This is a genomic window from Parolsenella sp. (assembly GCF_982402205.1).
This window is the reverse complement of the sequence record NZ_CEVYAT010000044.1, coordinates 1-10,701: the sequence shown is the minus strand read 5'-3', so window position 1 is coordinate 10,701 and position 10,701 is coordinate 1. Positions and strand designations below refer to the sequence as shown.

The following is a 10,701-nucleotide window of genomic DNA, read 5'->3' as shown; positions in this document are numbered from 1 at the left end:
CCGCCTCGCCCACCGCAGCGCGCTTCCCCACAGCAGCGCCCCTGCCCGCCACCGCTTCGACCGCCGCAGTGCCCCCCTGCCCGTCGCAGCGCCCGCCAGCCACCGCTTCGACCGCCGCAGCGCGCTTCCCCAAATCCAGATTCCTAGGATTGTGTCGTTAACCGCAATTAGCGGACAGCGTTAACGGCTTTTTCCTAGGAATCTGCGAGAGAGGGAGCGGATGAGCGCGCAGAAATCAAGGAAGAGGCGAGACGGGATTGAGAGGATGCGACGGGACAACTGCGGGGGCCAAGGCGGGCGCAAACATGTCAAGTGGGATTCATCGCGTCAAATAGCAGCGCTTTTTCGGGTAAACTTGCGATATTAAGCACTCGCGCAGGAACGGAAGCACGCCATGGAAGTCAAGCCCGTCAAGAAGGAAACCCTCACCGAGCAGATCATGAACCAGCTGGCCGAGCAGATTACCTCCGGCGAGCTGGCTCCCGGCGAGCGTCTTCCCGACGAGCGCTCCCTGGCCGAGATGTTCGGCGTCACCCGCAGCCGCATCCGCGAGGCCCTGCGCGCCCTGTCGCTCATCGGCCTCATCGACATTCGCCCCGGCGGCGGCTCGTTCGTGGCCGAACGGAGCGCCCAGATTCCGCGCGAGACCATCCTGTGGAGCTATCACCGCGAGATCTCTGACTACGAGAACCTCTACGATGCGCGCAAGCTCATCGAGGGCACCGTCTACCTCTCGTGTTTCGACCGCCGCACCGACGAGGTGATCGACACGCTGCAGGACTACGCCGACAAGCTCTTCTCGCTCGACACGAACGAGGTCTCGGGCGAGGCGTTCTGCCAGCTCATCGACGAGATCGACACCTACGTGGGTACCAACTGCGGCAACGGCATCTACGACAAGCTCATGCAGACCATGATCGTGCTGCGCCACGACAGCGCCCTGCAAATCCTGTCGATGCCCACCTCCAAGGAGAGCGCCATCCTGTGGCGCGTCAAGGTGCTCAAGTCGTTTGCCCAAGACGACCGCTCGCGCGTGGTCTCTAACATCGACGGCTTCTTCGCCAACTCGATCAGCCAGCTCACCACCGAGTAGCGGCGCACCAGGCCGAGAGGCACAGCCGCGGGCCGTATGCCCGCAGGTTGCACGCTCGCATGCTGCACCCCCGCACGCTGCACGCCGCATGCCCGCACGCCGCACCCTGCTCAAAATCCTAGGATTATGGCGATATGGCCTTTTAGCGGATAGATATATCCCCATTTTCCTAGGATTATGAGAATTGGAAGTGAGGCGCGCTTGAGAACTGGAAGCAAAGTGCGCACTTGAGAGTTGGAAGTGAGGAGCGCGTTCGCGTTTGGCCGAGAATCGCGAACGCGGCGCACCGTCGCAACCAGCATCGCAACAAAGAGAGGCCCCGCTGCTCCCTTCCAGCAGTCAGGGCCTCATTCATGAGCAGGCCGAGACGAGCAGTGCGCCTCGGCAGCACGCAGGCAGCCTGCGGCAAGGGAAGCCCTTCCTCCACCCCGCCGTCCGGCGCGCCCCAGCCTACTTGACGAGGTTCTCCGCCACGACGGCGTCAACGTGGGCGGCCGCCTCCTCGGAGAGAGGCAGGAACGGCTTGCGCATCTGGCCCACGGCCACGCCGCGCTTTGCCAGGATGTGCTTGATCGAGGGGAACAGCCCCTCGCCCATGATGGCCTCCATGATGTTGTTGGCCTTGACCTGCAGCTCACGGGCCTCGTCGAGGCGGCCGGCGTTAAAGGCCTCGTACACCTTGAGGTAGTGCGGCAGCATGAAGTTGAACGTCGAGCCGATAAAGCCGTCGCAGCCCATCGCCATGAACGCAACCATCTCGTTCTCAAAGCCGCCAAAGCACTTGAGCTCGGGGTTGATGGCGCGCAGGCGCTCCATCTCGTAGAGGTCGAGGTTGGTGTGCTTCACGCCCGCGATCGAGCCCGAGGCGAACATCGCACGGGTGTCGGCGTCGTAGAGGTTGAGCGTGCGCTTGGTGTTCATGGGGATGTTGTAGTAGTAGACGCCGTGGCCCACCGCGCTCGCGATGTCGTCGTAGTAGCCGGCAACCGCGGCCGAGGAGTAGCCAAAGTAGATGGGCGGCGTGGCGGCGATACGTTGGTAGCCCATCTCGGCGGCAGCCTTGGCATAGGCCACGCTCTCGTCGGTACCGCACGAACCCACGTGGGCAAAGAGCGTGCACCTGTCCTTGTACTCGGCAAAGACCTCAAAGAGGTGCAGGTGCTCCTCGGGGCTCAGCAGGAAGCACTCGCCCGACGACCCGGCCACGAAGAAGCCGGCCGCGCCCTCGGCGAGGTTCGCCTCGATCATCTCGCGGGCGACCTCGTCGTTGATCTTTCCGTTCTCGTCGAAGGGCACCATCGACGCTACGTACAGGCCTTCCATCATCTTCTCCTTTGCGCGGGTTGCGGCTTTGCCAAAACGGGCGCCCATTGCGGGCGCCCTGGGAAATGGGCGCCGGGGAGTGGCGCCCATCGTTAAAGGTAGCTTGCGGTGCTAGTCGAGGTGGTAGACCTCCTGCATGTCGACCCACGGACCGTCATCGGTGAGGGGCTTCATGCAGGGAACGACCGCGGCCCACCACTCCTGGGTCTTGGGGTCGGCGGCCATCTTGGCCATGTCGGCCTCGTAGTCGTCGCCCACGTACTCGTAGTACGAGAAGAGCAGGCCGTCGTAGTAGTAGATCGAGTAGTTCTGCAGGTTGCAGGCCTTGATCATCTCGTTGACGCCCTCGAAGGGGTTGGAGTGGTAGGCGGCGTACTTCTTGTAGCCCTCCTCGCCATCGGTGCGGGAGACGGAGCCAAAACGCATAACCCGAGGCATAGTGATTCTCCTTTGCTTGGTGCCCGCGACGCATCGCGGGCGTTCCTGATGAGTGGGGTGCGACCGGGCGTCACCGCTGCGCGAGGCCCGAGCCGCGAACGTTTGCGCTAGCGGGTGCCCATGCGGTACACGCGGCGGGCGTTCTCGGCAAAGAGCGCCTCGCGGTCTGCGGCGTCCATCGACTCGGTCATCTCGAGCATCGCGCAGATCCACTGGTCGAGCGTCATCGCCACGTGGAGCACCGGGAAGTTGCTCGCGAACATCACCTTGTCGGCATCGAAGGCGTCGAGCGCCACGTCGACGGCGCAGGCGAGCGTGTCGGTGCTCCAGGGCTTCATGGGGTTGAGGCCCGAGACCTTGCATACCACGTTGTCGAGCTGCCCCAGCTCGGCCATGTTGCGCTTCCAGGTCTCTTGATAGGCGCGCTCGTCTTCCGTGGGATTGGCGGCGCCCATGATGTCGGCGTCGACGATGCCCATGTGGTTGAGCACGATAGTGGTGTCGGGGCACTCCTTGGCAACCGTCACGAGGTCGCCCAGCTCGGGGCAGCGCACGCAGCCCTCGAAGACGAGCCCCAGCTCGCCCATGCGGCGGACGTTGGCAAGGAAGCCCTCGCCCAGGCAGGTGCCGGGGGCGGCGCTGGGCACGTGGAGCACCTGGCGCAGGCCTCGGATCTGCGGGCGGGCCGCCCACTTGGTGATGTACTCGTCAAAGCCCGGCTCGTCGAGGTTGCCCGAGATGCAGGCCGCGCCATAGATGCCGTCTGCGTCTTCGACCATCTGGCAGGCGAGTTCGTTCTCACGGGGGCGCTCGTCGTGGGCCATGTCGACCTCGATGTAGACCGCCTGCTCCACGTGGTAGCCGTGAGACTCGTCGCACAGGGACTTGTAGTCCTCGACCGAGTAGCTGCGCTTGAGGGTGGGGCCCTCGCCGTCGAGCCACGGGAGGCGGTAGTTGTCGAGGTCCCAGACGTGCACGTGGGTATCGATGATGTTCATCATGGGCGGCGGTGCTCCTTCGCGGTTGCGCTGGCGCGCGGTAGGTCGGGAAGGCGGGCGCGGCCCCCTACGGCCGCGCCCCATCCCGAGGGTTGGGATTAGCTACTCGGTGTAGTCGACCGGGGTGCCACCCTCGGCGCTGGACTTGTAGCAGGCCTCGACGACGCACATGGTGTGGAAGGCGTCCTCGACGGAGTTCATGTACTCGTAGCTCGGGTCGTCGAGCTTCTTCATCAGGCCACCCATGGTGCCGATGAAGGCCTCGTTGAACCAGCTGCCGCGCACCGGGACGGTCTTCCACTCGTCGTCCTTGAAGGTGATGTACTCGACGGAGTCGGGCTCGCCCTCGGGGTAGTCGTACATGAGGCCAAGCTTGACGCGGATGGCGCCCTCGAGGCCCTCGATCTTGAGCGTGGACTCCTGGTACTTGCGGCCGTAGTTGTGGTTGAAGTTGATGTGCAGGTTCACGCGCAGGTCATCGCCGTAGTCCATGATGATCGCGGTACGGGTCTGGGCGAGCTCGCGCATCTTGGGGTGCTGCATCGTCTTGCAGTAGACGGCCTTGGGGTCGCCAACGAGGCTGCGGATGTTGTCGATGTAGTGGATGGAGTGGTAGTTGATCTCCACGCGGTCCTTGGGGAACAGGAAGGGCCACAGGTTCCAGGGCTGCTCGCCCACGAGGCGGTGGTCGATGTCAACGACCTGGCCGATGACGCCGTCGGCGATGAGCTTGCGCACGGCGATCATGTACGGGGCCTGGCGCAGCTGGAAGTTGACGCCGGCGGTCAGGTTCTTGCGGTGGCAAACTTCGAGGATGGCGCGGGCCTCCTCGATGCTCTCGCCCATGGGCTTCTGCATGAGCACGCCGGCACCGTCAGGGAGCTGCTCGAGAATCTCGCGGGTGAAGTTGGCCGGGACGGCGACGTCAAAGACGGCGCCGGCCTCGACGCCCACCTTCACGGCGTCCTCGAGGGTCTCGCAGACCGTGGGGACGCCCCAGTCTGCGGCGGCCTTCTTGGCGTTGTCGAGGTTCACGTCGTAGCAGGCGATGACCGGGTAGCCGGCGAGCTTGTAGGCCGGGTAGTGCGAGCCCTGGACGATGCCGCCCGTGCCGATCGAGACGATGGGGCGGGGCTTCTCGGGCATCTCGGGGACGTAGGTGAGCTCGTCGATCGAGGAGACGTTGTCGACTGCCATGGTTAGAACTCCTTTGCTTGTGAGGGCGACGCGTCGCCCGTACATATGATGGAGAAAGCTAGTTGGCGCAGTACAAGTTAGAGCTTTGATACTTGTGAGAAGAGACCGCGCGGGCTGAAGGGGACAGCCCGTGCGGCGGGCGGCTTACATGCCGTTGGAGATGCCCAGGATGACGAGGGCGACGATGATGACGGCGTTGCCGATGAGGGCGACCTTCTTGGGCTTCTCGAAGCCCTTCCACTCACCGTCCTTGAAGCCCCAGGCGTTGGCCACGATGAGGGCGAGGCCGTTGAACATGACCCAACCGACAGCGGGGCCGAGGTCACCGAGCAGCGACGTGGCGAAGCCGTAGACGCCGAGGGCGGCGAACCACACGAAGGAGGTCAGCAGGACCTTGCCGTAGGCCTTGCCGCAGCCGGGCTTGGTGTAGTCGGAGAAAGTGTGGTTCTTGACGAGCTTGTACAGGGCGTAGAAGAAGTTGGCGACGAAGCCGCCGGCGAAGACGACGCACCACTGGAGCAGGGAGGCCATCATCGGTTCAACGCCAGCCTCGACGGCGATGTTGACGGGGGTGCCGGAGGCGGTGGCGCCGATGTTAATCGCGGCGGAGCCGGCGCCAGAGGCGAGGGCCATGATGAAGCCGACCATGAACAGGGACTTCTTGCCGTCACCGGCGCCGGACTCCTCAGTCTCGCCCTGCTCGGCGCGCTTCATGAAGCCAGCCTTGGAAAGAACGATGACGCCCACGAGAAGAACGGCCTGGCCGGCGAGGATGAGGGCGAGGACGCTCGGCGAGGGCCAGGTGCCCAGGATCGCCATGGGAACGAGGCTGCCCAGAAGGTTGGAGAGGCCCAGGTTGATGCCCGTGACCAGCGAGACGCCGATGTAGTCAATGGCGCGGCTGTACCAGATGGAGCTGATGCCCCAGAAGAAGCCGGCCAGGGCGCCGCCGATGAGCATGGGCGTCGGGGTCTGGGTGAGGTAGGAGAAGTAGTCGCCGCCGATGCCGATGAAGGCCCAGATGTGCGGCATCAGCAGAACACCGATGATCGAGAAGAGCGCCCAGAAGGCCTCCCACGAGAACGGTTGGTACTTCTTAAAGCAAATGCCAAAGCTGCCCTGGAACAGGGTCGCAAGCAAGAGAACGCCAAAACCTGCAACTGCCATCTCTTTGCTCCTTGTCTTTGCCAGTAGACGATTAGGGGAAATCGAATGGTGCGGTGGTTCGCCAGATTGCCGGGCCCGCGGATGCCGTAGGCGTTTCTGGTAGCACCAATATTTATTTGCCTTGTGCGCTTTTGCAACCATTGGGGCAAATTCAGACCTTTTCAGCAAGGCGAACGGTCGATTTTTGGGTGCAAGCGGAATATTGGTACTACCAATTGGCTATTTCGCCCTTGCTCTAGACAACTTTGGTACTACCAATTACACTTTCGTCAGCGCGACCCTTCATATATGTAGCGACGCGCCCCAAAACACTCGCCCTCTTCTAGGGAGAAGACATGGCAACACTGAGAGGCATCACTTGGAACCACAGCCGCGGCCTCACGTCCATCGTTGGCGTGACCCAGCGCTTCAGCGAGCTCAACCCCGGCACCGACATCGTGTGGGAGAAGCGCTCGCTCTCCGAGTTCGAGAGCAAGCCCATCGAGGAGCTGGCACGCAGCTACGACTTCCTTATCATCGACCACCCCTGGGCGGGCTTCGCGGCCAAGCACAACGTGTTGCTGAACCTCGCCGAGCACCTGCCGGCGGACTTCATGGCAGACCAGCGCGCCAACTCGGTGGGCAAGTCGTTCATGAGCTACAACTTCGACGGCTTCCAGAGCGCCCTTCCCATCGACGCCGCCTCGCCCATCGCCCTGTCACGTCCCGACAAGATCGCCGCCGACGAGCTGCCCCGCACCTTTAACGAGGTGCTCGAGCTCGCCGCCACGGGCAAGGTGCTCTACGCCGCCACGCCCACCTACCTGCTCATGGACTTCTACGGCATGTGCGCCACGGCGGGCGGCGCCCTCTTTAACGAGGCCGACCCCGACCACGTCGTCGACGCCAAGACCGGCCTCATGGTCCTCGAGGACATGCGCCACCTGGCGAGCCTGTGCCCCGAGCAGGTCTTCTCGCTCAACCCCATCGGCCTTGCCGAGGAGCTGTGCGCAAGCGACACGGCCGTCTACTGCCCGTGGGTCTACGGCTACGTCAACTACTCGCGCCGTGGCTACGCCGCCCACCCCGTCAAGGCCACGAACGTCGTGACCTACCACGACGGCGGCATCCTGCAGGGCGTCCTCGGCGGCACGGGCCTCGCCATCTCGGCGGGCACCCAGCACGCCGACGAGGCCCTCGCGTTTGCTCAGTACGCCCTCTCGCCCGAGGTGCAGCGCACGCTCTACACGGACTGCGGCGGCCAGCCGGGCCACCGCGCCGCCTGGCTCGACGAGGAGTGCAACCGCACCACGCTGGGCTTCTTCGCCGACACCCTCGACTCGCTCGACGCCGCCTACCTGCGCCCGCGCTACAGCGGCTACCTCTACTTCCAGGACAACGCCGGCCCGATCCTACACGAGTTCGTGCAGGGAGGCCAGGCGGCCGAGGAGACGCTCACCAAGCTCGACGAGCTCTACGTCGCCTCGCGCGCCAAGGCATAAGGGGAGCGTGACACCATGAAACCTCTCGAGGGAATCCTCGTCCTTGACTTCTGCCAGTACCTCGCCGGGCCCTCCGCGGCCCTGCGCCTCGCCGACCTGGGCGCCCGCGTCATCAAGATCGAGCGCCCCGGCGTGGGCGACGGCTCGCGCCACCTCGTGCTCGAGGGTTGCATGGCAGACGGCGACGGCCTCAACTTCCACACGATCAACCGCAACAAGGAGAGCATCGCGCTCAACACCAAGAGCCCCGAGGGCCTTAGCATGGCCAAGCGCCTCATCGCCCAGGCCGACGTGCTCATCGAGAGCTTCCGCCCCGGCGTCATGGACAAGATGGGCCTAGGCTGGGAGCAGGTGCACGAGCTCAACCCGCGCCTGGTCTACGCCAGCATCTCGGGTTACGGCGCGCTGAGCCCCTGGGCCGCCAAGCCCGGCCAGGACCTGCTCGTCCAGTCGCTGTCGGGCCTCGCCTGGCTCAACGGCAACGCCGACCAGCCGCCCATGCCCTTTGCCCTGTCGCTCGCAGACTCCTACACGGGCGTCCACGCCGCCGAGGGCATCCTCTCCTGCCTCATCCGCCGCGAGACCAGCGGCGTTGGTGGCCACGTCGAGGCGAGCTTGCTCGCGAGCGTGCTCGACCTGCAGTTCGAGGTCATCACCACCTACCTCAACGACGGCCACAAGGCCCCGCAGCGCAGCGCCTTCAACAACGCCCACGCCTACCTCTCCGCGCCCTACGGCATCTACGAGACGAGCGACGGCTACATCGCGCTCGCCATGGGCTCGGTGCCCGAGCTGGGTCAGATCATCGGGTCTGAAGAGGTCGCCGCCCACACCAACCAGGCCGACTGGTTCGACCGCCGCGACGAGATCAAGCGCAAGATCCAGGACGTGCTCCAGACCAACACCACCGAGCACTGGCTAGGCCTTCTGCAGGAGCGCGACTACTGGTGCTCCGACGTCTACACCTGGGAGAAGCTCGTGGCCTCCGACGCGTTCGCCGCGCTCGACTTTGTCCAGGACGTGAGCCGCGTCGAGGGCGAGCACGTCTTCACCACGCGCTGCCCCATCACCTTCGCCGGCGAGGACCTGGGCGCCTCCAAGAGCGCCCCGCGCCTGGGCGAGGACACCGACCGCATCATCCGTGAGTTCCACCTCGACGAGAAGGAGGCTGAGTAGCATGAGGCCACTCGAGGGCATCACCGTGCTCGACCTGAGCCAGTTCCTCTCCGCCCCCTCGGCGACGCTGCGCCTCGCAGACCTGGGCGCCCGCGTGATCAAGGTGGAGCGCCCCGGCACCGGCGACATCTGCCGCACGCTCTACATCTCCAACTGCGACATCGACGGCGACTCGTCGCTGTTCCACGCCATCAACCGCAACAAGAGCAGCGTCACGCTCGACCTCAAGGACCCGGCGAGCCGCCCCGCGCTCGAGCGCCTCGTGCGCGAAGCCGACGTCGTGGTCGTGAACTACCGCCCCGGCGTGGCCGAGCGCCTGGGCGTCGACTACGAGACGGTTCGCGAGCTCAACCCCGCGATTGTCTACGGCGAAATCACCGGCTACGGCAAGAAGGGCCCCTGGGTGGGCCGTCCCGGCCAGGACCTGCTGGCCCAATCGCTCTCGGGCATCTGCTTCCTCAACGGCAACGCCAACCAGCCGCCCATGCCCATGGGCCTCTCCATCGGCGATCTGTTCGCCGGCCAGCACCTGGCCCAGGGCCTGCTCGCGGGCATCCTGCGCGCCAAGCGCACGGGTCAGGGCGCGCACGTCGAGGTTGACCTCATGCGCTCGCTGCTCGACGCCCAGTTCGAGGTCTTCACCACCTACCTCAACGACGGCCACAAGGCCCCCGAACGCAGCGCCATCAACAACGCCAACGCCTTCATCGACGCGCCCTACGGCATCTACGCCACCGCCGACGGCTACCTGGCGCTCGCGATGATCCCCATCCCCCGCCTGGGCAAGCTCGTTGGCTGCGAAGCCCTGCAGGCCTACACCGACTCCGAGACCTGGCACACGAAGCGCGACGAGATCAAGGCCATCGTGGCCGAGCACCTCGCGACGCAGACCACGGCCCACTGGCTCTCGATCCTCGAGCCGGCCGACGTCTGGTGCGCCGATGTCTACACCTGGGATAAGCTCATGGGCACCGAGGCGTTCAAGAGCCTGCACATGACCCAGGAGGTCAGCCGCGCCAACGGCACCCGCGTGCAGACCACGTGCTGCCCCATCGTCATCGACGGCGAGCGCCCGCACGGCGGCCCCGCCGCGCCCACGGTGGGCCAGGACAACGCCCTGCTCGAGGCCTAGGGCGTACCCGTCTCCCGCTCTTCTCGCACGCGCCGCGCACATCCCGCGGCATCTGCTCCACCCGCACGTCTTGCTCCGCCAGCTTTACCCACACAGGCAACCAACGGCGACAGCGCCGCTTCAAACGAAAGGACACATCATGGACGAGAAGGCCTGCTACTTCGAGGACTACCAGCTCGGCGACTCCCGCACCACGGGCGCCAAGACCATCACCGAGGCCGACATCGTGATCCACGCCGGCCAGACGGGTGACTTCTTCCCCCACCACATCGACGCCGAGTTCTGCAAGAACACCGAGTTTGGCCAGCGCATCGCCCACGGCACGCTGACCTTCAGCGTGGGCGTTGGCCTCACCGCCTCGTTTATCAACCCCGTGGCCTTCTCCTATGGCTACGACCACCTGCGCTTCATCAAGCCGGTCTTCATTGGCGACACGATTCACACCGTGGTGACCATCTCCGACAAGAAGGACCACAAGAAGCGCGCCAACATGGGCATCGTGACCGAGCACCTCGAGGTGCTCAACCAGCGCGGCGAGACCGTCATGGTCGCCGATCACCTGCTCATGTGCCAGAAGCGCGACGCCTAGACGCCGCCTCCGCGACCGCGAGGCTGCCCGGGGCGTCGCCACTCCCCGGGCAGCGCCCCGCACCAGGCGGCGTCACTCGCCATTTGGCCCCATGCCGCCGTCTGTCT

General features: G+C 65.0%; 10 protein-coding genes. 5 read left to right on the top strand and 5 right to left on the bottom strand.

From position 1 onward, the window contains the following. The first annotated feature begins 394 nt into the window (after positions 1-394). Complete coding sequence (locus AC1VTH_RS03930; RefSeq protein ID WP_481334806.1) at positions 395-1,093, top strand: FadR/GntR family transcriptional regulator; 699 nt, start codon at positions 395-397, stop codon at positions 1,091-1,093. 450 nt (positions 1,094-1,543) lie between these two features. On the opposite strand, the gene AC1VTH_RS03925 is transcribed toward AC1VTH_RS03930, so the two are convergent. From AC1VTH_RS03925 to AC1VTH_RS03905, 5 genes are all read right to left on the bottom strand, one after another. Continuing rightward, complete coding sequence (locus tag AC1VTH_RS03925; protein ID WP_481334805.1) at positions 1,544-2,419, bottom strand: dihydrodipicolinate synthase family protein; 876 nt, start codon at positions 2,417-2,419, stop codon at positions 1,544-1,546. Positions 2,420-2,527: 108 nt separating this feature from the next. Beyond that, positions 2,528-2,854, bottom strand: coding sequence for an L-rhamnose mutarotase (locus AC1VTH_RS03920; protein ID WP_481334804.1), 327 nt, complete (start codon positions 2,852-2,854; stop codon positions 2,528-2,530). 107 nt (positions 2,855-2,961) lie between these two features. After that, positions 2,962-3,855 (bottom strand): amidohydrolase family protein, encoded by an 894-nt coding sequence (locus AC1VTH_RS03915; protein ID WP_481334802.1) that lies wholly within the window; start codon positions 3,853-3,855, stop codon positions 2,962-2,964. Positions 3,856-3,954: 99 nt separating this feature from the next. Further along, the gene (locus tag AC1VTH_RS03910; RefSeq protein WP_293673876.1) at positions 3,955-5,049 is read right to left on the bottom strand and encodes a Gfo/Idh/MocA family protein; all 1,095 of its coding nucleotides are present in this window, start codon (positions 5,047-5,049) and stop codon (positions 3,955-3,957) included. Positions 5,050-5,193: 144 nt separating this feature from the next. Continuing rightward, entirely contained in the window at positions 5,194-6,216 is a 1,023-nt protein-coding gene (locus AC1VTH_RS03905) for an L-rhamnose/proton symporter RhaT (protein ID WP_481334801.1), read from the bottom strand. Positions 6,217-6,551: 335 nt separating this feature from the next. Here AC1VTH_RS03905 and AC1VTH_RS03900 point away from each other — a divergent pair, with 335 nt between their 5' ends. From AC1VTH_RS03900 to AC1VTH_RS03885, 4 genes are all read left to right on the top strand, one after another. Further along, complete coding sequence (locus tag AC1VTH_RS03900) at positions 6,552-7,697, top strand: ABC transporter substrate-binding protein (protein WP_481334800.1); 1,146 nt, start codon at positions 6,552-6,554, stop codon at positions 7,695-7,697. 15 nt (positions 7,698-7,712) lie between these two features. Continuing rightward, entirely contained in the window at positions 7,713-8,873 is a 1,161-nt protein-coding gene (locus AC1VTH_RS03895; RefSeq protein ID WP_481334799.1) for a CaiB/BaiF CoA transferase family protein, read from the top strand. Between the two features lies 1 nt (position 8,874). Continuing rightward, complete coding sequence (locus AC1VTH_RS03890) at positions 8,875-10,005, top strand: CaiB/BaiF CoA transferase family protein (protein ID WP_481334798.1); 1,131 nt, start codon at positions 8,875-8,877, stop codon at positions 10,003-10,005. Positions 10,006-10,144: 139 nt separating this feature from the next. Beyond that, positions 10,145-10,594 (top strand): MaoC family dehydratase, encoded by a 450-nt coding sequence (locus AC1VTH_RS03885; RefSeq protein ID WP_293673871.1) that lies wholly within the window; start codon positions 10,145-10,147, stop codon positions 10,592-10,594. Positions 10,595-10,701: the final 107 nt, after the last annotated feature.

Bases quoted from the DNA above. Each gene is read 5' to 3' on its own strand.
- AC1VTH_RS03890 (WP_481334798.1), top strand. From the start codon at position 8,875: ATGAGGCCACTCGAGGGCATCACCGTGCTCGACCTGAGCCAGTTCCTC.
- AC1VTH_RS03925 (WP_481334805.1), bottom strand. From the start codon at position 2,419: ATGATGGAAGGCCTGTACGTAGCGTCGATGGTGCCCTTCGACGAGAAC.
- AC1VTH_RS03915 (WP_481334802.1), bottom strand. From the start codon at position 3,855: ATGATGAACATCATCGATACCCACGTGCACGTCTGGGACCTCGACAAC.
- AC1VTH_RS03905 (WP_481334801.1), bottom strand. From the start codon at position 6,216: ATGGCAGTTGCAGGTTTTGGCGTTCTCTTGCTTGCGACCCTGTTCCAG.
- AC1VTH_RS03895 (WP_481334799.1), top strand. From the start codon at position 7,713: ATGAAACCTCTCGAGGGAATCCTCGTCCTTGACTTCTGCCAGTACCTC.
- AC1VTH_RS03930 (WP_481334806.1), top strand. From the start codon at position 395: ATGGAAGTCAAGCCCGTCAAGAAGGAAACCCTCACCGAGCAGATCATG.
- AC1VTH_RS03885 (WP_293673871.1), top strand. From the start codon at position 10,145: ATGGACGAGAAGGCCTGCTACTTCGAGGACTACCAGCTCGGCGACTCC.
- AC1VTH_RS03920 (WP_481334804.1), bottom strand. From the start codon at position 2,854: ATGCCTCGGGTTATGCGTTTTGGCTCCGTCTCCCGCACCGATGGCGAG.
- AC1VTH_RS03900 (WP_481334800.1), top strand. From the start codon at position 6,552: ATGGCAACACTGAGAGGCATCACTTGGAACCACAGCCGCGGCCTCACG.
- AC1VTH_RS03910 (WP_293673876.1), bottom strand. From the start codon at position 5,049: ATGGCAGTCGACAACGTCTCCTCGATCGACGAGCTCACCTACGTCCCC.